This is a genomic window from Hahella sp. HNIBRBA332, assembly GCF_030719035.1.
Classification (GTDB): domain Bacteria; phylum Pseudomonadota; class Gammaproteobacteria; order Pseudomonadales; family Oleiphilaceae; genus Hahella.
Map to the genome: position 1 here is coordinate 6735622 of NZ_CP132203.1, position 24454 is coordinate 6760075.

The 24454-nt window shown below is 59.0% G+C and carries 15 protein-coding genes; all 15 read right to left on the reverse strand.

All coding sequences use genetic code 11. The features are described 5' to 3' along the window. Window positions 1-7 precede the first annotated feature (7 nt). The 15 genes from O5O45_RS30005 to O5O45_RS30075 all read right to left on the reverse strand — a co-directional run bounded on the left by O5O45_RS30005 (window position 8) and on the right by O5O45_RS30075 (window position 24203). Window positions 8-811 (reverse strand): 4'-phosphopantetheinyl transferase family protein, encoded by an 804-nt coding sequence (locus O5O45_RS30005; protein WP_305902933.1) that lies wholly within the window; start codon window positions 809-811, stop codon window positions 8-10. Next, on the reverse strand, window positions 798-1115 hold the full coding sequence (locus tag O5O45_RS30010; RefSeq protein ID WP_305902934.1) for a RedY protein: 318 nt from the start codon (window positions 1113-1115) through the stop codon (window positions 798-800). Before O5O45_RS30010 ends, O5O45_RS30005 begins: the two co-directional genes overlap by 14 nt. Window positions 1116-1129: 14 nt before the next feature. Further along, entirely contained in the window at window positions 1130-3958 is a 2829-nt protein-coding gene (locus tag O5O45_RS30015) for a beta-ketoacyl [acyl carrier protein] synthase domain-containing protein (RefSeq protein WP_305902935.1), read from the reverse strand. Window position 3959: 1 nt separating this feature from the next. After that, window positions 3960-5582: an amino acid adenylation domain-containing protein gene (locus O5O45_RS30020; RefSeq protein WP_305902936.1), complete on the reverse strand. Its 1623-nt coding sequence runs from the start codon at window positions 5580-5582 to the stop codon at window positions 3960-3962. An 84-nt stretch (window positions 5583-5666) separates the two neighbouring features. Further along, entirely contained in the window at window positions 5667-7883 is a 2217-nt protein-coding gene (locus tag O5O45_RS30025; RefSeq protein ID WP_305902937.1) for an aminotransferase class I/II-fold pyridoxal phosphate-dependent enzyme, read from the reverse strand. 30 nt (window positions 7884-7913) lie between these two features. Further along, entirely contained in the window at window positions 7914-8156 is a 243-nt protein-coding gene (locus O5O45_RS30030; protein WP_305902938.1) for an acyl carrier protein, read from the reverse strand. Between the two features lie 52 nt (window positions 8157-8208). Then, window positions 8209-9228 carry a methyltransferase gene (locus O5O45_RS30035; protein ID WP_305902939.1) on the reverse strand — a complete coding sequence of 340 codons (1020 nt, stop codon included), beginning with the start codon at window positions 9226-9228 and terminating at the stop codon, window positions 8209-8211. A 34-nt stretch (window positions 9229-9262) separates the two neighbouring features. Next, the gene (locus tag O5O45_RS30040; RefSeq protein ID WP_305902940.1) at window positions 9263-11803 is read right to left on the reverse strand and encodes an aminotransferase class III-fold pyridoxal phosphate-dependent enzyme; all 2541 of its coding nucleotides are present in this window, start codon (window positions 11801-11803) and stop codon (window positions 9263-9265) included. Between the two features lie 39 nt (window positions 11804-11842). Beyond that, window positions 11843-14320, reverse strand: coding sequence for a biosynthesis protein PigD (locus O5O45_RS30045; protein WP_305902941.1), 2478 nt, complete (start codon window positions 14318-14320; stop codon window positions 11843-11845). A gap of 207 nt (window positions 14321-14527) precedes the next feature. Continuing rightward, window positions 14528-17251 (reverse strand): prodigiosin ligase PigC, encoded by a 2724-nt coding sequence (pigC, locus tag O5O45_RS30050; protein WP_305902942.1) that lies wholly within the window; start codon window positions 17249-17251, stop codon window positions 14528-14530. Window positions 17252-17278: 27 nt separating this feature from the next. Continuing rightward, window positions 17279-18976, reverse strand: a complete 1698-nt coding sequence (locus O5O45_RS30055; protein ID WP_305902943.1) for an NAD(P)/FAD-dependent oxidoreductase — start codon at window positions 18974-18976, stop codon at window positions 17279-17281. A 108-nt stretch (window positions 18977-19084) separates the two neighbouring features. After that, window positions 19085-19498 (reverse strand): DUF6041 domain-containing protein, encoded by a 414-nt coding sequence (locus O5O45_RS30060; RefSeq protein ID WP_305902944.1) that lies wholly within the window; start codon window positions 19496-19498, stop codon window positions 19085-19087. 231 nt (window positions 19499-19729) lie between these two features. Further along, entirely contained in the window at window positions 19730-20878 is a 1149-nt protein-coding gene (locus O5O45_RS30065; protein WP_305902945.1) for an acyl-CoA dehydrogenase family protein, read from the reverse strand. Between the two features lie 385 nt (window positions 20879-21263). Continuing rightward, a complete protein-coding gene (gene dapA / locus O5O45_RS30070) occupies window positions 21264-22133 on the reverse strand; it encodes a 4-hydroxy-tetrahydrodipicolinate synthase (protein WP_305902946.1) in 870 nt (289 codons plus the stop codon). 300 nt (window positions 22134-22433) lie between these two features. Then, window positions 22434-24203 (reverse strand): Ig-like domain-containing protein, encoded by a 1770-nt coding sequence (locus tag O5O45_RS30075; protein WP_305902947.1) that lies wholly within the window; start codon window positions 24201-24203, stop codon window positions 22434-22436. Window positions 24204-24454: the final 251 nt, after the last annotated feature.

Genomic DNA, 24454 nt, shown 5'->3' on the forward strand with positions numbered 1-24454 from the left:
TCGCCGTTTACGATTCCCAAAGCTGCTCGCAGAGTGCCGGCGGGCTGCCGACAACCACCAGCGCGCATCCCTGAAACCGGTCTGCTATCGCCACCAGAGGCGTATTGGCGATAGCGCCGAGTTCCCGGCTGAGCCGCCGTGATAGCGTCCAGGACAGTGCGCCGGCGTCGCCCGGCGGATGCAGCTCTACGTCAGCGAACCAGCCAAAAATGCTGCGTCCGTAGCATTTCAGCAGCGCCTCCTTGAACGCCCACGCCATGGTGGCGGAAGCGTCGCGTTCGTTGCGCCCACGACGTAACAGCCAGCGCCGTTCCTCCGGGGTGAAAGCCATTTCCCAGACTGAGCCGTAGAAGGCGCGAATGGGTTCAATATCGACGCCGACGGGGCAGCGTCCCGCCGCCGCCACCGCCCAGTCGCCAGAGTGGCTGATGCTGACGTAGCCTTCCATGTTGGCTTCCGGACGGCCTTGATGGGGATCATTTTTGCAATTACTGATAATGATGTCCCGTAAGGCGCGCTGCGGCGTCGCCAACTCTGCTTGCAGATGCTGTAGCGCCTGCTTCCCGGCCAGTCTTCCCGCGCCCCATTCCAACTTGCGTTTGGCGAAACGAATCTGGCGCAGGTGGCGTCGTTCGCGCAGATCGAACACCCGGCGCAGGTCCGCTTCCGTCTCAAAATGGCTGCGCCAGCGGCTCACCGACACCGCGTGCAGACGCCAGGGACCGACCATCAGCGAGCGGTTCCAGTCTGAAGCCGGTAATTTCCCTGAATGCAGGCGAGGAGGGGACGCAGCAGGCTCAGCCTGCGGCATAGCCCGAGCCCAACTGCTCGCCCGCCAGCTCTTCCACCACTTCCGCCATGCGCGAAAAGGCCTGCACCAGTCCGGCGAAGGTGGCGGTGGCCATATCGGCGTCAAAGGCGGCGCGATCGGTTATTTTTATCACCTCCAGGTAGTGGTAGGGCGCAGCCGGGTCCAGAGACGCGCGATGCACGTCAAACCGCACGACGCTGTGCAGGTCGGGACAGGTAGCGTAATCAACGTTTTGCACCCAGGTCTCAAAGACATCAGCTTTAGCGACATCGAGCAGGCGAATTTTGTGAATGATGGTTTCCATTTCGTTCCCTTTCCTTAACTTGCAGTGTATTGAGAGTCGTCCGGCGCCGCATGGGTATCGGTTACGGACTTTAAGAGCAGATGATAATTAACGCCGCCGGTGCCGAATGAACTGACGGCGGCGTAGCGGGCGTCTTCGCCCAATGGCCAGGGCTGCAGGGCGGTAACAGGCTCCGTGGGAATCTCCGCCAGGGGCAGCTCAGGATTCATCTCCCGTCTTAACAGTGTGGCGGGGATATCACCGTAACGGATCGCCAGCAGGGTTTTCAATAGGCCGGCTGATCCTGCTGCGGCGAAGGTATGTCCGATATTGGATTTGACCGAGCCGACCTTGAGCGGGCCGCTCCGATCCGGTGTCTGGTATACCTCGTTTAATGCGCTTAGTTCTGCGATATCTCCCAGCCGCGTGCCCGTGCCATGGGTTTCCACATACTGCACGCGAGCGGGAGAGTAACCGGCCTGAACGAAGGCTTTACGCATGGCCAGCGCCTGTCCCTGTGGGTCCGGCGCTGTCATGGAGCGGGCGTCGCAGGAGGCGCCGACGCCGGTGATGGCGGCGTAAATAGTATCGCCATCCCGCAAGGCGTCACTCAGACGCTTGAGTACGAACATGCCGGCGCCGTCCCCTGGTGAAAACCCGTCGGCGTCTACCGCGAAAGGCGCGATTTTGTGTTGCGACAGCATCATTTGCGCGGAGCACAGTGTCAGATCGCGAATGTTCACCGGCAGCTCCACGCCTCCCGCCAGCACCAGGTCGTAGCGATGACTGCGCAGCGCCAGCACGGCGTTATGCAGCGCCGCCAGGGAAGAGGCGCAGGCCGCTTCAACGGCGGCGGGGGCGGCGTTAAGCTGAAAGCAATTGGAGATCAGCGCTGCGATGCCGCTGGCGGAAAAGCTGTCGAACGTGAAGTGATCGACCTCCTCGGGGGAGAGTCGCTGTCTTGCGGAGGCGTCCTGAAAGTACGCCGCCAATGGCGAGCCAGCGAACAGCGCCTGCAACTGGGGATAATGCAGCGCCGCTGAGAGCGCGCGTTCCTGTCCCAGACTCAGGTTGCTGGCGATAAACACCGCTGCGGCGCCCTGGCGCTGACGTTTGCGTGACAGACCGTAGTCGGCCAGTGCTTCTGCGGCGCTTTGCAGCCCCAGCTTCTGCGCACGGTCCATGCCGGCGGCGCGGCGTGGAAAAATCTTGTAAGGGGATAAGTCGAACTCGTTTTGCGCCAGCGCCGCGCCATATTGCGCGTAACAGCTCAACGGTCGCGATGCGTCCGCGCTGAAGAAGGCGCGACGGGGCAGTACTGTTTCCGGCAATGGTTGAATGCCATCCGCGCTATCCCACAGACCTGCGCGTATGGCCGAAATGTCCCGCCAGGGGCCGAAAGAGCCGCCTACGCCCACAATGGCGATGGGCTCTTGCGATGGGGGAATAGTTTCTATGTCTGCTGGGATCGCGTCCGGGCTGGACAGCACTATATGCCAGCTGACGCCGCTCAGTCCGCCGCCGCACACGCCTGCGATAAACTCGCCCGTTTGCGGCCAGGACTCGCTGCGTCCGACGCCGTAATCGATGTTCTGGCGTAGTAATAACTCCTGGCCGTCCGTTTGCGGCATGCCGGGCAGGCGACCGTGGTGCAGCGCCAGGCTGGCGGCGGCGATGGCGCTGAGTCCGGCGTTGGCGAAAGCGTACCCCAGGTTGGCGACGCAGGAACGCAGACGCAGAGAGACTTTATCGTCATGGCGCAAATCCGCCAGCGCGGTCAACAGCGCTTTGCTCTCTTCCGCATGACCGGGCAATGCGCACTCAATGTAGCCCTGTCTGGCGGGATCGAGATTGGCCTGACGGCAGGCTTCCGCAGCGGCCTGATACTTCAACGCGGCATCACCGCCGTAGCGATAGCCGGAGGGAGAGTCCCGGCGGGCGCTGGCGGCGCCGCGAATGACACTGTAGATGCGATCGCCGTCCCGACGCGCATCGCTGAGCTTCTTCAATAATAAGGCCGTGGCGCCTTCCGCCAGCGGCGCCCCGGGAGAGTTGGCGGTGAACGGCGCGCCGGAAGCGAAGCCTTTTTTCTCCAGGGCGAGGGCCGGCAGCAGGCTATCATAGCGCTGTCCGGCGATGACCAGCGCCGCTTTGGTTTGGCCTCCTGACAGCGCCAATAAGGCAGCCTCCAAGACGACATAACTGGTGGCGTCGGCGGACTCTAGCGCCTGGGCGCGGCCGCGAAAGCCGAAATGCGAGGCGATGCGGGCGGGTATGCTGCTCGCCATTTCGCCGACGCGGTCATGAGAGGACAAGCCGAAGTGCTCGCGCAGACGTTCGCGGATCGCGTCCAGGTCGGCTTCGCCATCGCCTGGCCGTTGCTCCGCCGCTTCGTAGGCGAGCCGTACGCCTTCCACTTTCAAGGCATTGTTAAGCGCGCTGTCGAAGCAAAAACAGGCGCCGCTGTACACGTCCGTGTCGTCCAGTGGCGGGCGTTTGTCCGGATAGCCAGCGTCACGCAGACATTGCTCCGCCGCGCGCAGCTGTAACAACATCATCTGGGAAACGGATTTGCGGTAGGCGGGAGGAATGCGAAAGCGTTTGAAATCACTCTCCGCCTCCTCAAAAAACGAGCCGCGCCAAGCGTCCAGATGCGCCCTGGCCGCTGCTCCTGTTTGCGGTATCCGGTGTGTCGGCATGGCGCGCAGGGGCGCGCGCCCGCCCTGCTCAAGCAGCCGCCAAAAGGAATCTGTATCCTGGGCGGAAGGCGTGATGCAGGCGATACCGACGATGGCGACAGGCTCCCGCAGGGTTTGGTCATGAGAGCCGGGGGATGTGGAAGTAAATAAGCTGGCGTCAGTCATATCAGGCAACCGGGTCTGTGTGAATCCGCGGCGCAACGCTTGGCTTGATCGCCAACTCTTTTAACGCCAGATAATCAATTTTGCCGTTGCGGCTTTTCGGCAGCTCGTCCAGTCTGCGCACCAGCTTGGGAATCATGTAGCGGGGCAGCCGCGTCTGGCAGTATTGCTTGATGGCGAGCACACTGGGCGCAGAGATCGGGTCAACCGCGCTGAAGTAAGCGATGAGGTTTTGCGCCTGCTCGGTGATTTCCGCCACCACGGCGATTTCCCGGATGCCCGGCATGGTCGACAACGCAGCTTCGATCTCTCCCAACTCCACCCGGTAGCCGTTGATTTTCAGCATGCGATCCTTGCGTCCGTGGTAGTACAGGTAGCCGTTTTCGTAGCCCACCAGATCGCCGGTCGCGTGGCGTCCTTGCTGATGGTTGTCGTAATTGGCGGGGTCGATGCGGTTACGATAGCCCGGTGTGACGCAGGAGCCTTCGATGATCAGCTCGCCGATTGCGCCGGGAGCGGTGACCGGCGCGCCCTGGTCGTCCAGTACTATGGCGGTTTGCCCGGGCAGCGGGGCGCCGATATATACCGGCTTGTCACGTTGCAGGTCTTCCGCCGTCACTTGATAGTAAAGGCAGACATTGGTCTCGGTCGGACCATAGAAGTTGTAGAGCGCGCAACCCGCGGGCAGACGCTGGCTTAACTCCCGTAAGGGGCGAATCGGGAAGACTTCGCCAGCGAAAATCAGGTAGCGTAGCGAGGCGGCGATGTCGGTATCCAATGCGCCTGCGTTCACCATCAGGGACAGGATGGAAGGAACGCTGTACCACACGCTGATCCCATAGCGATGGATGCCTTCCGCCAGCGCGGCGACATCTCGCTGTTCATCCTCGGCGATAACCCAGACCCCCGCGCCCGCCGCCGCGGCGGCGAACAGATCGAAGGTGCTGAGATCGAAATGGAACCCGGCGTGATTGGAAAAGACATCTTGCTCGCTCAAGGAAAGCTCTTGCAGCGCCCAGCCAATAAAGGCGTGCAGGTTGCCGTAGCTGATTTGCACGCCCTTGGGCATGCCGGTGGAGCCGGAGGTGAATAGAATCGCCGCCAGATCCTGTGAGCCAGGATGATACGGCGTCTGCTCCGGTGGTTCGAAGGCGTCCGCCGAGACCCGTGACGCAACGGCGAAACGACCGGGCGCCGCCGCATCGGGAACTTTGTGGAAGTCGGTGACCAGCGCCAGCCGTAATGACGCACAAGTCGTATCGCCCAGTTGTTCAAAACGGGCGCTGTCGGTAACCAGAATGGCGGGCTCCGCGCCGGCGAGAATTTTTTTCGCCCGCTCCACCGGCTGCATGCCGTCCATGGGAACATATACGCCGCCGCACTCCATGGCGGCGTAGAGGGCGACAACATAATCGATCTGCTTGGGCAGCCAGATGGCCACGCGATCCCCTGGCTGCAACCCGGCATAGCGGAAATAGCCGGCCCAGCGACGCACTCTGGCGTAGAATTGCTCGTAGCTTATTTCCTCCGGGCCGACAAACGCCGGTCGCAGGGGAAATTTGGCGGCGGAGCGTCGTAAATAGTCGATGACAGGAACAAATCCGCTTTCCGTTTCTTGTGCTTTCATGCCTGCTCTCCTCCAATCCTGCATTAAGCTGGCGCAGTGACATCATCCCGGATGGCTGACGTTACGCCATCCGGGATGATCGGATCACAGCGTGACGGGAATATTCACTTCTTTCGCCGCGTCGATGATGATCTGCGCCGCCAGATCCAGGTCTTCCTCAGTGTGTTCGCTGGTGACGCTGATGCGCAGGCGCGCGTCGCCCACCGCCACGCCAGGAAACACCACGGTCTGGCAGTACATGCCGCGGGCGCGGACGGCGCGGCCGAGTTCCAGGGTTTTGCGGTCGTCGCCCACCACCACTGGAATAATGGCGCTATTGGAATGCTCCAGATCGAACCCGGCGCCCAGCAGATGACCGCGCAGACGATGGATGTTGCTCCAGAGTTTGCTCAACCGCTGCGGCTCGCGCTCCATCACGTCGATAGAGGCGATCACGCCCGCCGCGACGGCGGCGGGTATGGTGGCGGCGAACACGTAAGAGTTGGAATAGAAGCGCAGGTACTCCACCACGTCCTCATCCGCGCACACGAAACCGCCGACGCCGGCCAGCGCCTTGCTCATGGTGCCTAGCTCCAGATCGGCCATGCCCTTCATGTTGAAGTGTTCGGTGGTGCCGGAGCCGGTTTTGCCGAGAACGCCGGTGGAGTGGGCGTCGTCCACCAATACGCGGGCGCCGTATTGCTGCGCTAATTCAACCAGGCGCGGCAGATCGACGATATCGCCATGCATGGAAAACACGCCATCCGTGACGATCAGCTTGCCGCCGTCGTGGTCGGCGTATTTTTTCAAGGTGGTCTCCAGACTGTCCATGCTGTGCTGGTAGATCTTGCGTGAGGCGCCGGAGAGTTTGCAGCCGTCCTGAATGCTCATGTGGTTGATGGAGTCGGTGAACACCAGATCGTTGCGCCCGGCCAGCGCGGAAATACAGCCTAGGTTGGCGGAATAGCCGGATGGATACACGATGCAGGCTTCGCGTCCCTTCAGTTTGGCCAGACGACGCTCCAGCTCCTTGTGCAAGACATTGCTGCCGCCGATCAGGCGGCAACCGGTGTTGGTGGCGCCGTAGCGGCGGGCGCCTTCGGCGATGGCTTCGATGACTTCCGGATGGTTGGCCAGTCCAAGGTAATTGTTGGAGGCGAACATCAGAAACTCCCTGCGCCGTCCGGTGACTTCGTCATAGATCACCGCGCGGTTACGGCACTGGGATTCCAAAGGCATGCCGTACCAGTACAGCTGCGCCTGCTGCTTCGCCACGTAGAATTTGCGGAACTCCCGGGTCTTATGAAACAGATCGCGATCCGGCAGATTGACGAAATCCTTCATGGTGCGGGGATCGTTTTCCGCCGCCGCGTTGGCGCTGTAGTTCGCCTCCAGATGTTCCGCACCCAGGGCTTCCACTTGATGCGGACGACTGGCTCTGATGTATTGCAGCAGTTTCTCAGGCGTATCGCAGTCCGCCAGACTCAGGTGAGCGGGCATGCCATGCTCGCTGCGCAGGCGGTCGTGCAGGGCGGAAATGTCCTTCTGGCCGAAGCCGCTGGCGAGGAAGCTTAGCTTGAATTGATCCGCGAGCTCCGTCGCTGCGTCGCTGGGCTCCTTCACGTCGTCCTGATTGAGACGGTCGATGAAATCCGTCCACATGCCGCCGCTTGCGCGGCTTTCCGTTGGATGTTCAGGCGCAGGTTGAGACTCAGGCGCCGCGCCCACTTCTTTGGCGGGGCGGGCCAGGGCGTCGTCGGCGCCGATTTCGCGCAGGTAGGCGATGACTTGCGCGATGGTGCTCAGTCCGGCGGGAAACCCGGTTTTCTCCATGCGCATGAGCTTGGCGATCTCCGCCAGCACGGCAGCCTGAGTTACAGAGTCGACGCCCAGGTCGCCCTCCAGGTCCGCTTGCAGGTCCAGCTCGCTACGACGGTAGCCAGTGTGCGCCTGATAGACGTCGAGCACATTCGCGCTCAATGCGTCGTCCTGTGCGTCAGCGCGGCGGGCCGGCGCCGTTTGCTGCGCCACTGTGGCGACGCTGAGACCTTCTTTCTGCAGGCGTTGACCGATATGGCGCAGCAGTTGCCCGACGTTGTCCAGGCCCGCTTGCACGGCTTTATTCTGTAGCCCCAGCGTCTGGTAAATTTCCGCCTGCACGGAGGCCAGAGTGATGGAATCGACGCCCAGGTCGCCCTCGAAATCCGCGTCGTCGTCAAAGTCTTCCTGCGCGTATTCCGTGTGACGTTGCAAGGCGCTCAGCACCAGTTCCCGCAAAGACTCTTCCGCCTGTTGCGTATCGGCAAATACTTGTTCTGTCATGGTGTTACCTCATTCCTTGAATATTCGGGGCTAGTGTTGTTGCAGGCGCGTGACCAGCTCCACCATCCTGCGCACGGAGGCGAAGTTGCCGGGGGTAACCTGATTGAGGGGGATCGATGCGCCGGTTTCGCGTCGCAGTAAATCCACCAGATCGAACAGGGAGCCGGAATCGATGATGTTGAGCTCCAGAATTGGGGTGTCTGCGTTGAATCCCTGATCGTCCGAGCCCAGATAATTCTCGGAAATGTAGGTTAATAATGTGTTCTCTAGCATTGTGCATCTTCCTTTTTGAGGGGGGACTGGAAGACGGGCCGAAGCCCGTTTGTCAGGCCTTTTCTCCGACGAATAACGTGCGCGGTCCGTTGATGCGCAGCACTCTCACGTTGCTGAATCCGGCTTCTTCAAAGCGCTGCATGTACTGCTGCGCCGTGGACTCCACGCCGCCATCCGTAGACACCAGCATGTTGATGGAGAGCAGGGAGGTGAACAGAGGGCCGCTTTCGTCCTCGTCCAGGGGCGTTTCGCTGGCCATGAAGACGCCGCCTGTGGGCAGGGCTTCGTAAATGTTGCGCAGGATCTGCAACTGGGTGTCCGGCGCGTAGTCGTGCAGCATCCAACCCAGGTGAACCAGGTCGTACTCCTGTTGCGGAATCGTGCCGGCGATCACGTTGCCTTCAACCACCTTAATGCGATCAGCGAATTCGCCGGACATGATCTTGTCGCGCACGTAGCAGGCCGCCTTGGGTAATTCGCAGATGGCGATCTCCAGGTGCGGGCAGGCTTCCGCCACGGCGACCGGCAAGCTGCCGACGCCGCTGCCGATGTCCAGGAAGCGGCTGTAGGCGGAAAAGTCCACGCCTTCCACCATGCCATCAATAAAGGGCTTGGCGAAAATGCCCAGGAATTCCTGGAAGTCCGTTACGTCGGAAGGGTTCTGATACAGGATATCGAACCAGCTGCGTTTGTCGCCGAACACCGCCTCCCGTTGATCTTTGTCGTCGCGCACTGCCTGGGCGGTGTTGGACCACAACGGATACAGGAACGCGTCGATGTGGCGGCCCAGCCAGCCCAGCCACTGCGGCGACTGGCTGACCAGATAAGGCGCGGCGCCCGGCGCCAGGGAATAGGCGTCCGCCTCGCGCTGCAACAATCCCATGGCCTGCAGGGCGATCAGCATGCGCTTGCCGGATTCCGCCGGCACATTGGCGCGGGCGCAAATGTCCTCCAGCGAGGCGGGGCCTTCCGCCATGGCGTCGAACAACCCCAGGTCGAAGGCGGCGGTCAGGGTCTTGGTTTTGAAGAAGCCCATCATCAGGTCGACAATTTGATCTTTGCTAATTTCCATCGCTATCTCTCCATGCGTTAAAAAACGGCGTTGTTTAGTTCATAAAAGTGGACATTTCTTCGCATACAGTGGCGAAGGATTTCACGAAGTGATCGACCTCCTCTTTACTGATGATCAGCGGGGGCTGGATACGGATCACGGTGGAGCTGTTGGCGGTGACGAACGTCAGAATGCGGTGATCGTTACTGAGCTTGGTGACGAAGCGCAGACAGAACATTTCCGCCAGGGATTCCTCCATCTTGCCCACCGCCGCCGCCAGGTGCTCGCGGACTTCGTCAGGGAAAAAGCGGTACGCCAGATGCCAGTCTCCCGGCAGACGTGTGCCGAATTCCCGGGCGCAGGCTTCCACGGCGCCGCTGAAGTCATTGTTGAACTGGATGCCCAGCATCAGCCCGCGGCCGCGCACTTCCTTGATAAAAGGGTAGGCTTGCACGGCTTGCTGCAGCTCGGCTTTGAAGTAGTCGCCCATCTCTTGCGAGCGGCGTGGCAGATCCTGCGCAATCACGCCTTCCAGGGCGGCGAGTCCGGCGACGCCGGCCAGGTTGCAGCCGCCGAAGGTGGAGGTGTGCAACAGAAAGCGGCCGGTGGAGGCGTAGGCAGCGTCCCAGACCTGTGCGGAACTGAGCGTGGCCCCTATCGGAATCAGTCCCCCTGACAGGGACTTCGACAACACCATGATGTCAGGCTCGACCCCTTCCCACTCACAGGCGAACAGGCGTCCGGTGCGTCCCAGGCCGGTCTGGATTTCATCCACGATCAGCAGGGTTCCTGTGCGCCGACACAGTTCCTGGGCGGCTTTAAGGTAGCCGTCTGGCGGCAGATAGACGCCGCCTTCACCCTGGATAGGCTCAATGATGAACCCACACACGTCGCCTTGCTCCAGTTCAACGCGCAGCGCCTCCAGATCGCCGAACGGCACGCCTGTGCAACCCGGCAGCAAGGGGCGGAAGTGTTTCTGATGTTTTTCACGACCGGTGACGGAAAGCGCTCCCAGGGTCTTGCCGTGGTAACTGTTGTTGGCGAAGACAAAACGGGAGCGGCGACTGGCCGCTTTCGCCAGCTTCAGCGCCGCTTCCACCGCTTCCGTGCCGGAGTTACTGAAGAAGACCCGCTCGAAGCGTCCCGGCGCCACGGCGCAGAGACGCTCCGCCAGCTTGGAGGTTTCTTCCGGCAGGGAAACGTACTGCACGAAGTTGGGACCCATGTTGGCGACGTATTTCTGGATCGCTTCGGTCACCACCTGAGGGTTATGGCCCAGATTGAGGCAGCCGTATCCGGACACCATATCCAGAAAACGCTCGCCGTCCGTGTCGGTCAGGGTACAGCCTTCCGCACGTTCGAAGACTTTGTCGCAGCGCTGCATCTGCAGGAAATCCGCCAGCATCGGATTGATATAACTGCGGAAGCGTTGCACGGTTTGTGAACGGCGCGCTTCGCCTGAATTAGCTCCTGTCGCCGCCAGATCTGAAGGGGTATAGCCTTCGACCTGGACGTTGTCGCTATGGTGGAAACGTCGCAGCCCGTTGATCAACTCAATGTTGATGCGTTCACCGAAGGAGGCCAGAGGAAAGGCGCGGAAGCCATGACGCTCCGCCATCGCTCCAATCTCCAGCACTTTTTCCGGAGGCAGATCTCGACCGATGGAGAAGCATTCCGCACGGCCTTCCAGGGCCAGCACCATGGTTTCCGCCAGACACCCGTTGATCTGTTGCTTGATCGACATGTTCATGGATTCGCCGCCAAGCTTGGTGTCCGGCGAAGCGGTGACGCATCCGCCGTCCAGCACCAGCACGTCGGTGCGGGGCGTGGGGGGGCGTTCTGCGTCACGGGGCAGGGCGATGTCTACGACAATGGAGCCGGGCGACAGGCGGGATACGTCGATCACGCCACCGGAAGAAGTGGCGGCGGCGAACAGACGATTGCGCTCGTACGCTGCATCCATGGAGTTCAACAAAGTGACCCGGCTGCGCCAGTGCTCAGGCAGATGTTCCAGCAGTTGCGTATCATCCGCCGTGCCCCGGTGCACCAGATCCAAACGACAGCCCAGCTGCAGCAGCAGCTTGGCCAGCGCCAGACAGATGGAGCCGGGATAGCCGACAATCGCCACCTGCGCGTCCGCCGGATCCAGCTGCAAACGCTCCAGCGTCTGCAGCAGCACAGTATATCCCGCGTAAGTCGTGAGAGAGTTGCCGCTGGTCACGGGGATGTCGGCGCGCTCCGCCGTCACCAGTCCGCGCTTGCCGATAATTGAGGTAAAGCCGCCCAGGCCTACGAGCTGAGCGCCCTGCGCCTGCAATGATTCAATGCCTTCGAAAATACGCTGTTGCACCGCCCGGGGCGTGGACAGCATTTCCTCTGCGGTGAGCGGAAGGTAATGCACGATGCCTTCGCAGCTCACGCCGGCGGGGGATTGAATGCGGCAGAAATCGACGAAGGGCACCAGATTGCGTTGGCTCCAAATTTCCCGCTGATAGCCCACTTGCAGGTCCCGCGAACTGCGGTCGAGCAAGTCGAGCATTTTTACGTAACGTTTCAGCCCGATGGAGGTCGGGTGTCCGATAAATCCGAATTTCATAACAGTGATATCCTTTACTGAACTGCTATCCGCCAGCGTCTAAACGACAGGCTGCGCGCTTTCTTTATCCGTTTCTGTATCCGTTCCCGTTGCCGTTTCTGCTTTCGCTTCAGCTTGCGGCTGAATGGCCGCATCGCGCTGCCAGCCGGTGGCGGTGGCCAGACTGATGCCGTCGCCTTCGTTGTTATGAGACACCATCACCGAGAACAAATTGACGCAACCCGGGCGCAGTAGCGCCGACGTCAGCGCCGCCGGATCGAACGTGGTCAGCGTGCGCGAGGTGAAACGCAGACCGCCCAGCTCGTCCTCCCAATCCTGATCGGTGACATTGACCAGTCGCATTTGTCGTGAGGTGTAATTGAACAGAATGCGCTCCTGATAGGTGTTAATGACCGAATGTCCGCCATTACAGAAATAGAAAATGGTGAGATTGCGGTTCATGCGACCGGGATAGCTCAAAGCGTTCTCCAACAATGAAGGAAGCACATCGGGAGTCAGCCCTTTGGCGCCGTCTCCGATGAACGCCACTACGTTGGAAGGGCTGGTGAACGCCAGACTGATGCTGGCCATGAGCGCATCCCCCATCAACGCGCGCCCATACCAGCCGGAAAATCCGCGACGCGTGCGCGCCAGGTTGCGCACAGCTGAAATGCCGCAGCGTCCGACGTCATACAGACCGGTGTAGTCGTAGCCATGCTCGACGATCAGTTTCTCCATCAGCTTGTTGAGGCGGGCGAAGAAATAGTTTGGCGTCATGGGTGTGGTCGGTAAGCGGCTCGCCATATCCGAAGGCGAGTCAGGCACGGACGCGATGGCTTGATAACGTCGCGCCACCAGCTCCGGCGACGGCGCCAGATGTTTATCCACGTAGCGGAGAAACTGCTTGTGCTCCAACACCAGCGGGAAGTCGGTATAGGGCGAAATATGCTCAGGATTCTCGGTCAGCTGCACAATCTGCAGCTTGCGCTGCAAACGGCCATCGGAGAAAGGCGTGCATACTTGATGCAGCTTGCTCTTCATGAAAAACAGGCACTGCTCGGACTGCGGATTCATTTTGTCGTTGGTGTGCAGGAAGTTGTACACCCGCGGGCTATAGCCATAGACCGCAAGGGTGCCCAGGTAATTGCGATTGCGTTGGCAATGGCGGAATTTGGGCACGGAACCGGGATAGGTCAGTGAATCCACCAGCGCAACTCCCGCACGCTCTGCGATGGACAGGGTCAGCTCCAGTTCTTCGTCATCCATGGCGCCGCACTGCCAGACCAGCTTGTCCGGGCCGTCATTCAGCAACGACATAACTTGATCCAGCACCGGTTGGGCCGATTCCGGAATGGCGTCCGCCGGCGCTTGCGGGGCGGGCGGGTAAGCAATGTCGAAGCGACTGCAGGCTTCCAACACCGCTTGGGTGGCCAGCAGCACCACCGGACCACGTTTGGCGTCGTACAGCTCCATCGCCTTCTGCAGGTCTTCCTGCAGGCGATCAACGTCATTGAGGTACAGGTAGGGCAGCCCGCGGGCTTTGATCACCTCCCGTGAATCTTCCTCCACAGACACGGTGCCCTGAAAGGCGAACCATTGATCATGACGGTTTTCCGCGCAGACGATGAAACCTTGCGCTCGCGCTTCCCGCAGATTGGCGATGGTGCCTTTGAATTCGTCAATCATGCCGCTGGTGACCACGATCAGAAAGGGGCGGCGGTACAACTGCCAGTTGGCCATCGCGCCGCAGGCCAGACTGTGTTCGCTGGGACCGCGCAGCAGCAATACATTGCGGCGCTCGGCCTCCTGCTCCAGATGGTTGATCATGTTGGAGACCAGCGAGCCGGTGAAATAGAAGCCCAGCCATTCCGAGCCCGCGCGCGCGCTGAGGAAGTTGATCAGATGCTCTCCCAGAGTGTTGTGCGGCAGGACCCGGGCCGCAGGTTTTACGCGGCGGTTGGCGTAACTCATTTCAAAGAAATCCATCCACAGACACAGCAGGTCCGCTTGCAGCAGGGAGCGGTCGTCCGGTAGCTGCCGCTCGATGTATTCCATCGGTTGGTGCCGTATGCGCGGACGTTGCGGCAGGGTGTACACCACGGTCGAAAATGAGGACTGGAAGACGGGAATATCCGCTTGCCGCAATACCGAGTAAAAATCCCGTAATTGCGTGTCGATCTGCTGTGGCGCCAGATCTTCAAACTGGGGATCGGCGTAGTCGACGTATACCATGCCCACTTGGAAGTTGGCGCCGAGCAGGGGCGCTTGCAGGATTTTCTCCCGCGCCCGCTCAAGGCTGTCCGCCTGGATCACCCGCATGGAAATGCGCTCCTTGCGCTTGCCAAGGAAACGCACCGCCTTGTCGCGGGCTTCTTCATAAACGGGGTGCGTGCTGGGCAGCTTTTCCTCAAATTCGATATCCGCATCCAGAGATACTTGCTGGAATACTTCACCGCGAATGTCGCTCAAAACGCTGAGTCCGGTTTCGAAAAAACCGCGACTGCGGGTGACGACGATGACCCCTATCGTAATTTCCATAATTAATCTCCCTCTATTCTCGTCACTGTTTCAGGGACTTTTTCAGGCGCAAAGAAGCCCGTGATCCCTGCTAGCTGGAATCTGTCTGCAGCCGGACTACAACTTGGCTGAGGTCGATGTTTAATTAACGCAAAATCAAAGCGGCTCTATTCTTATGTCTACGGCGGGCCGCTACGCTCATTGCATCTTTTGTTGTCAGGCGGATATCTACTGGCTGGCGTCCTCCTTGCGTTCTTCTATGCGCACGATGCCTGCGTCTCCGTCGAGATAGAGCATATCTCCGGTGCGGATGCGGCGAGTGGTGGTTTTGGTGTTGACGATGGCGGGGATGCCGAATTCCCGGGATACGATGGAGCTGTGCGACAACATTGATCCCACGTCGGCGACGACGCCGGCGGCGAGCACGAACAGTGGCGTCCAGGAAGCGTCGGTGAAGCGGGCCACCAGTATCTCGCCCTGCTGAAACTCCTCCGCCTGTCGCGGCAGGTCAGTGATGACGCGGGCGCGCCCCATGGCGACGCCGGGACTGGCGCCAATGCCCTGGAAAACTTGGTTGTCGTCCGTCGGCGCCGTTTCTGCGGTTTCACGCTGGGGCGTATGCCCGCCGACAATCGCCATGGGCGGTTCCTGCAGACGCTGGTTTAGCAGGTGACTGCGGCGGTTTCGCTCAATCAGCTCTGCGGAGAACGCCTGTTGCGCGGGTTTTCTTCCCGCCACGTAATCGCGCAGCTCGTTGAAGTCGATGTAAGGTAAGTCCTCCATTTTCAGCACTTTCTCCGCGCTGAGGCGACGCATCACTTCGACGATGATTTTGCGGTAGAACCAGGTTTGCGCGATATAAGTGGGCCGGGTGGCTTCGCGTCGCTCCGCCATTTTGGCGTAGGTGGAGATGACGAACTTGAACAACAGGCGAATGCGCAACGGCAGTCCGGACAGCAGGGTGCGGGTATCGTCCTCCCGTTTGCGGTCGATTTCCTCCAGCCGCGACTCCAACTGCACGTCGCTGGTCAGGTACATACGAATCACCTGTAGAAGGTAACTGGGATCGTCGGCCCAACGGGGTATGCTGAGTTCAAACTCCTGACGGCCGCGGGCGCCATAGTCGCGCAGGAACGCCATGAAATCATTGTTCCAGAAGCGCGCGCCTTCGTCGTCGTTCTGCAGCGTCTGCGCCAATTGTTCCAAAGGCGTTTCCAGAACCAGTTGACGCAAGTGGCTGGAACGTTGGACGGAGGCCGCCAGGTCGCAGACGCTGCGGGTCACCTCGATGGTGCGCAGGTTACTGAGAGACGCTTTGATGCGATTCTGTAACCCTTTGCCGGTGTCGCCCAGCCACTTCTCACAGAGTTCGGCGAGGGCGTCGTACAGCGCGAACGACTGCAGAAAGAACGGCATATAGGCGGCGCAGGATTCCAGGAAGTAACGGTCGATACGTTGCATTTCCTCATTCAGTTCGCTCAGCGACATAGTGCTGAGATTCAGCTTCAGAAAGCGTTCGGTCTCTCGCTTGCGCAATGAGATCATCTCGCGCACGGTGCGCTCCGCAGTCACCAGGTTGCGCACTTGATACAGCGTCCAATAGCCCGCGCTTTTGAGATATTGCAGACCTTGCGGCGCTTTACCGTAAGGATTGGTGTAGAAGTTCAGGTCCACCTCCTCAGTAGAATAACGCTTGGTGAACTTCAACGGATCCCGGGTGGGAGGACACTGGGTGAGCAGCATCGCCGACGCGGAAATATTGAGATACACATGCCCCTGCAAGTACCCCATGTAATGCTGAGAGTCGCCGATATCCAGTAACCCCATGGTTTTGATTGCGGGGCCATGCACGTTGTGCTGATAAAAGCGGCAGAACGACAGCCCCAGCGGCGTCATCAGTCCGGTGACGATCTCACCGGTATCCATGCGCGAGAACAAAGCGTTATCGCGTATATAGCCGTTGCTTTCATCAGCGTCCGCAAACAGCTGGTTGTCGCTGCGGGTGGGCGTGACGGTAATGGGGCGGGCCTGCAGAATCCAGATCTTGCCGTCCTTCAGCGCCCACTCAATGTCCATTTCTCGTCCATAGTGGCTGCGGATGGCGTTAGCGTAACCGGCCAAGGCCAAGGCTTCATTTTCGTTGAGGGTGGGGGCGCAGATTTTCTCCGCCGCAGTTTTGCGCAGGCAGACGCCGCCGTTCTCCGCGCGGGTGGACATCACTGGCTTTTCCCGCAGGGTTTGCTCCAGCAACTCCATTTTCTGATTGTCGACGACGAATGTGTCGGTGGTCACCTGACCCGAAACCACGCCTTCGCCCAGCCCCCAGCAGGACTCGATGACCGTACGTTGCGGGTCGCCGTTCAGGGGATCTGCGGTGAACAGTACGCCGGCGGCGTCTGCGTCGATCATGGCCTGAATCACCACGGCGATGCCTTGTTTGGGGGCGTTGGCGTCGTTGCTACGGCGCTGATCCTGGCGGCCTTCATAGGCGTGGGCGCGTTCCGTCCAGAATGACCCCCAGCAACGCTTTACGCAGTCCACCAGAGTCTCTTCGTTTTCTACATGCAGATAGGTGTCGTACTGGCCCGCAAATGAGTGTTCTTCACTGTCCTCGCTGATGGCGGAAGAGCGCACCGCCACGCGCTCGGCTCCGATGTCCTTGTACGCGCCGATGATCGCCTGGCGTAACGAAGAGGGTAGTTGCGTATCTTCGATACGCTGGCGGATTTGCGTAAAAGCGCTGGCGTCCCATTGCTCCAGCCCGCTGATCCATTGCTCCAGTCCTGACTCCTGCAGGAAAGAGGCGTAAGCGTCCACGGTCAGGCAATACGCCCTGGGGACGGGGAACCCCGCCGCCGCCAGCGTATTAAGCGAGCTGGCCTTGCCTCCCAGGCTGTGCGTGTTGGATTTCTGTTGTCCGGAGACTTCAACAATGTGCGAATCGTAAGTCATGTCTGTTCCCTTTCCTTGATTGGCGTCTTAGCTCTGGGTCGCTGCATAGTCGCCGATATGGGAAACGACGCTGCTATGTGAACGGATGTGTTGACGCACCTGATCCGCGGCATGGCAGCCGGCCCAGATAGCGCTTTCCATATTGCCCATGCCGACGCTGTCCTGATTGGCGAAGAACACCGCGCCGACGGGCTGTGAGGCGTTGGTGAATACGTCATGTTTCATTTGGCCTACTTTGGATACCACCAGGCCGCCGGGCCAGCGCCATAATTTGATGTCTTCAATCAGGTCAGGGGAGTGACCGGTGGCGATCAGCATGTCGCGCACCTCGCCGTAGGCGGTTTGCTGTAGGCTGCGGAAGTCGGCTTTGTCCAATTTGCCTTGGTCGGCGGCGCCGGAAATGGGCTTCAGCAGTGTCAGTACGCCGAGGTCGCCAGCGTAGGACGGGTCTTTCCAGTTCGCCGCCAGGCAGACGCCGCTGCGGCACCAGCTGTTAGGGTAGCGACCGCCGATATCGCCTTCGATGACGTAGCCGCCGAAGTAATTGGTCAGCGCCGCTTTCTTCAAGTACACCCCGGCGATGGCGTAATCCCGGTGTTCGATTTCCGCGATGGCGGCTATTTGCTGTGGGGGCAACTCATCCACGACCGATACGGCGGCGTGTTTGGCGCCGGCCCAGATCAGCGCCTTGGCGTTGGCGTAATAGTTTTTTCCTTCCTGCTGGAAACAGACTTTTACGCCTTCCTGGTTCTGAGTGATGGAATAGGCTCTGGATCCTGCCTTGAATTTACAGGAGCCGGTACTCATCAGGCGCTGACGTATGCGATCCGCAATGTAGCCGTTTCCGCCGGGAAAAGTGACCAGAGGACGGTAAAGATATCCCACCAGGAAATGCAGACCGACGTAGGCGGAAACATCCTTTATGGCAAGGCACTCTACGCGCAGCGTGGTTTCCACGGCGTCTTTCACCAATGAGCCAAAGCGATGCCTGGGAACGAGGTGCTGCGGCAGGGAGCGGCGCGTGGCTGGATCGAACAGCAAATCATGTAGAGAAACGGAGTCGAACAACTCCATCTCCTCCCGCGTCCAGTCGCAGCCCTCCCGCCAAGGCATCGCGGGGTGTTTGCCGGAATCAGGAGTGAAACGATTAAGATATTGGAATAATTCGGCGAACATGGGATCGCCCAACTTCTTCTCCGCGGAGATGAAAGGTTTGCCGGACATGGCGCTGTACAACAGGTTGGCGGTCAGTCCCCAGACTGCGGGTTTAAGTAATTCTTTGGGCTGTTTCAGTAAGGCGGCGGTGACCTCACCCAGGCCCTTCATCAGGCGTTTGGTGTCAAAAATGACCAGGGTGTCTTCCGCAGTGGAGCGCCATTGGTTCCACAAGTCCAGGTCCTGCAGCAGGTGGGAGACTTCGTTGTCGCCAGTGGGCAATTGAAAGCAGGAGGCGCCGCTGGCGTATAACAGTCCATCGCGCTGCTCCAGGCGCGCTGCGCCGCCGAAACGATCCCGTTGATCCAGCACCAGTAACCTGCGCTCACGCAGCTTCCAGGCGGAAGACAGTCCGGATATGCCGCCGCCGACGACAATAACGTCATAATCGCCGGCGTGTTGCGGGGAAGAGGCATCCGTCTCGTCAAAGGAGCCTTGATTGCATTCAAAGTCTTTGCTGGGGAATACGGGCGCTTCGCCTGCATACTGTGAGTTGTCTTGTGATTCCATCTGTTCCTACCTTTCCGTTGTTTTAGTTGAAATGAGTCCGGTCAAGGCCTGACATACGCTGATCCTGTTGATGAAAGACAAATAGAGGGGCGCTATTTGTCCGTCGGATTAATAGTGGGACATGGCGTACTGAGACTTCTTCTGATTAACGGATTCCCACAGGACAAGCAGGGCGACAACCAGAAAGATCAAATCCACGAATACAATCTGTGGAAACGCCCGGTGAAGTATGGTGACGAAGCCCGCCAACATGACGCACTGGCCGATGACTGCGGGAACCAGCAAGCGATTGAATAAATAACAAAGACCGGATGCGAGCAGCGCAACGCCACTGACCCAAGCCATTAACTGGACATGAGCCGCCAGCCACTCGCTGAGACCGGCCAGCCAGGTGCCCTGGTTGGCGGCGGCGGCTCTTTGGAGCGTGACGCCGACATCTTCGATTTGGGGAAACGCCTTGGCGATGCCCGCCATGACATAGAGGGCGCCAAATAAGTATCTGAGAATCTTAACTATTTTCATTGGATCTGCTCTGCTCGCTGTCTTATGACCCGTATGAGTGCGGGCTCTTGGTTATTAGTTTGGCGAGGGGCGTTGCCGCGCTTGCGCTTTTCAAAAGGCAAAAGCCGCCCCTGAAAGCCGATAAAGGCTTTCAAAACTCAGGTGACGGGGTAATGCAGGCAAATCAGCCGAACAGGCTGCTACAGACTTCCTTTCCCGTTTTTTCCTTTTTAGACCGTATGAAATATCGCGTCAGCGCAATCCCATATGCCTGGCTATCAGCTCTTTCTGAATCTCAGAGGTCCCCGAGAATATTCTCGATGGCAGGGAATCCAGGAGCAGCCGGTCGACGCCGGCGGCGCTGGAAACGCCGGTTCCGCCGAAGACCTGCATGGCGTCCAGTCCGCTTAGCACGGAACACTCAGAGATCCACAGTTTGCTGAGGGCGATAGCTTCCTCGTAGGGCTCGCCCTGGTCGTATAGCCAGCCAGCCCGATACAGCAAGAGCCGGGAGGTTTCCAGACGCAACTTCATATCCACCAGCCGGTCCGAGACAGCCTGGTTGCGGCCGATAGGCTGGCCGAACTGCTTTCTGTTGCGGGCGTGGTCGATGCTTTGTTGCAGCGCGCGCTCCATGGCTCCGACATAGGCGGCGAACAGACAGCCGCGCTCCCAGATCATCGAGTCATGGAACATCGGCGCGCCACCGCCTTCTTCACCCAGCAGGGCGGAAGCGGGAATGCGACAGTCGTCCATGTACAGCGAGCCCCATGGACTGGTGCACAAGCCGGTTTTGGAGCCGCCATCGGTCACGGAGAGCCCTGGCGTATCCCGGGGAACCAGGAAGCCGCTGACCCCGAAAAAGCTCTGACTGGGATCAGTCTTGGCGTATATCAGGAACAGGTCGGCCACCGGGGCATTGGTGACGAAGCACTTTTCTCCGCGCAGGATATAAGTGTCGCCGTCCCGGGTGGCGCTGGCGCGCATGGCGAAAGCGTCTGAGCCGGATTCCGGTTCGGTGATGGCGTTGGCGGCGATAAGCTCGCCTTTGGATATGCGATGTAAGTAGTGTTGGCGTTGGGCGTCATCGCCGTAACGCCAGATAGGAACTGCGCAGGCGAACATGTGCGCGCAGAGTGAGAAGACAAGACCCATGTCCGTGCAGCCGAAACCGAGAGCTTCCACTGTCAGCATGGTGTCCAGGGCGCCGAAACCGGAGCCGCTCCATTGTTCGGGGATAGGGAGCCCGGACAGCCCCAAATCCGCAGCCCGGTTCCAGAGTTCGCGATCAAACGCGGATTCTGCAATACGTCGCCGAGCCGACTCCGAAAGTACTTGTTGAGCGAATTCCCGCACGTGGGAGACACGAGCGAGCTGCTCATCATCGAGTCGAAAGTCCATTACAAAGTCCTTCTTTCAGGATTTCCATAGATCTCTGAAAGCCGCAACGGAACACTCCGCAGCGGCGGGCCCATGTTACGACTCCGTAACGATGGGCGTCCTTAATCTCGATATACCCACTAATACTGCAGGTCAGTACTTCCGGGACCTGCTGGAGAGGCGGTAGGAGAAGTTTAAAATACCACTGCCATTCCAAAACACAATCATTGAAATAAATATTTCATTTTAAACTTTGTCGTCTCGCGGCGCGTTAGCCCTGATATTGAGACGGTAGGAGTTTACTGCTTGTATTTTTTATCCGTATCAGTAGGGATATTCTTAACGCGAATATTTCCTCGACGATATTACCATTTGGTATTAGACGCTTAATTGTACGATTATTGAACTAACTGTATAACTCATTGATTACATTCTTGATATCCGATTTCGTTTGCTCACTTAACGGAACGATGGGTAAGCGGCATTCTTCGTTGCAAAGTCCTAACAACGAAGCGGCGTACTTGGCTCCGGCAGGACTGGGTTCACGAAATAACGCTTCGTGTAGAGGCGCCAGCAAGTCGTGAATACGTAGGGCTTCGCGGAAGTCGCCTTGCAGAGTGGCGGTTTGCATTTGACCGTACAGGGCCGGCGCTATATTGGCGGAAACCGAGATGCAGCCTTGCCCCCCACTGGCGTTATAAGCGATGGCGGTCATATCGTCGCCGGAAAGAAAACTGAAGGGCTTATCGATCAGCATGCGCTCGCGGCTGATACGGGCCAAATCCGTGGTTGCGTCTTTCACTCCGACGATGCGCGGCAATTCCGCCAGCTTCGCCATGGTTTCCGGCTTAATATCCACAACCGCCCGAGGAGGAATGTTGTAGACAATGATGGGAATATCTATGGCGTCATGAACCATTTTGAAATGCTGGTACAAACCTTCCTGCGATGGGCGGTTGTAATATCCTGCGACGCAAAGCACTGCATCTGCACCCGCCTGTTGCGCGTGTTGCGCATAACGCACCGCCTCCACCGGATTGTTGGAGCCGGCGCCGGCGATCACCGGAACCCGGCCATGCGTCTGCTCCGCCACCAGCGCCACCACCCGTTTGTGTTCCTCTTCCGTCAAAGTAGGTGACTCGCCTGTCGTGCCCACTGGGACCAAGCCGTGAGCGCCATGTTTGATTTGCCAGTCGACAAGGCCGGCTAGCGCCTTCTCGTCCACTTGGCCGTTGATGAATGGCGTTATCATGGCGATTAAGGAACCACGAAACATAAATTAACTCCTTGGCAATAGAATTGACGTATCTGGGTTACGGGCAAAAAAAAACCGGCGGCGAAGCGATCGCGACCGGTTTTTTTTCATGGATTCCCCAGGAATTATTTTATTTGCATGCGCAAATCCCGGCCGCAAGGTGGAACCCCGGTTTCCCAGTCTTTCGTTTGAGCAGGAATGAAAAATTCGGCACGAGAATAAAACGCTAAGTAAATCTGACACCGGACTACTTTAATGCGGTCGCGCGGCGACATCAATCTGAAATTATCCGGCGGCGTTGCGCCGCCGGAGCGAGGATCGTCACTCTTGCGGGTCGGAGTAGTTCAGCGTCATGGAGGCCGGCGTATCGTCGGCGGTCAGCCACTGTCCGTCCGGGCCAGGGGATTGATAGCTGGCGTCCATGTAATACCCCGCTTGCGATTCACTGACGCTGTAGTAAGTGATGGCGTCATCGCTGATTTGTCCTATGGTGGCGGCGGTTTGCGTATTGTAGGTGGCGCTCAGGCTGCGCTGAGTCTCCTCATCCTGTCGCTCCCAGCGTCTGGACAATGTCGTTGGCGTATCGTCCGCAGTAAACCACACGCCATCCGCTCCCGGCGCGCGAAAACCGGCTTCTTCGATGCTTTCCCGGTCGGCGCTGGTTGTGGAAGTGTAGTACTCGTTAATCAGGTCGTCATCGGTGAAGGGCTCACGATCAGGGCCTGTGGAGCTGTAGTTGATCCAGCGGCTGAAATTGCCGTTCTCATCGTTTTCACTCTTGGCGTGACTGGCCAGTAAATCGTCCTGAGTGAACCAGACTCCGTCAGGGCCGGGATTATTCACTTCTTTGCTGTAGATATTGTGAGCGTTTGCGTCGCTGCGCTCCTCGGAGTAACCGAAAGGAATATCGTCAGCAGTGCGCCACAGGCCATCATAACCGGGGTCGCGGTAGTAAGCCGTGCGGGTAAGTCCGTCCTGGGTGGTGGTGATGCTGTAATCGCTCAGGCGGTCGTCCTGCGTGAGCCATTCGCCGTCCTTACCGGGGGAGGCGTAATTGGCGACGGCGCTGCTCTTGTCGTCATAGTCGGACACGCTGAAAGCGCTGACTTGGTCGTCCGCCGTTTCCCACACGCCATCGGGGCCGGGATGACTGTACACCCAACTGACGGTGCGAACCTTATCGCCTTGGGATTTCTGCTCGTCGCGATTCACTTCAAGGATGACGTCGTCTGCGGTGAAGCATTGATTATCTGCGCCTTGGCGACTGCGTTTGTAAACGGTGACGGATTGTTCCTCGTCGCCTTCGGAACTTTGCAGAGCGCAATTGTCAGAAGCGTCGTCGTCGGTGAACCAGACACCGTCGGGGCCAGGGCCTTGATATAGCGCAGACTGGTATAGCGTGTCGGAAGAACGAAGGCGGGTGTAGCTGTCCGGAACGTCATCTTCGGTGAGCCACACTCCGTCAGCGCCCGGCGCGACAAAGGTCGCCTCCAGGGCGCCTTCCGCAGTCGAACGGGTGCGAACATAGCGACTGATTTCATCATCGCCGGTGAACCAAACCTGATCCGAACCTGAGTTTATATAATTAACGTTATAGTTAACCTCCTCGCCTTCGCGAGATTCTCTCCATTCCTCGAAATACCCAGTGATGCGGCCCTCCTGGAATTCGATGCCGCGATAGCGGTAAGTATCGTCGGTGGTGAAGGACAGATCGATGGCGCTGACAGATTGTCCTTTTTCATTTTTCAGGCCGCTCACGCTTAACGCGACATGCGTCGCCAGCGGCATAGGCATGGATAGACGCAACGTCAATACGTTGGCCTGGGCGTCGTACTCACGCTCGGCGATATCAATGATCCGCGTGGGATCGAGTTTCAACTCGATAACGCTCGCGTCGACGCTGGAAGGATCCAGCGCTTGGTTAAAGAAAAGGGTGATGACAGGGATAGCGGCGGCTTTGGTCTCTCCTGCTGCAGGGGCGGAAAAGGCCAACGGGTTGGCGCTTGAGGTCGCAGGGCCGGAAAGGCCTGCGCATCCCTGAAGACCGATGACGGCCGCAGCCAGACAGATGATGTTTGTATTGGTTCGCATGGACGTCCTATGCCGGATTGTTGAGTTTTAGCCAAGCAGATCAATAGGATTATTGTAAGTTGGGGCAGGCTAGCAGAAGCACTTTTTAACGCCAATTGGCCGGATGTTCTATTAGATCCTGGCGAGTCACTGGCTGATCGCAGGTGGGGACGCACTGATGCCCCGTCAGGCGGAATGAGCCAGGGTGTCATAATTACTTGCCGCGCGGTGCGCTTCAACTAATCTTAAAAGACAGGATGTAGATTAGACTC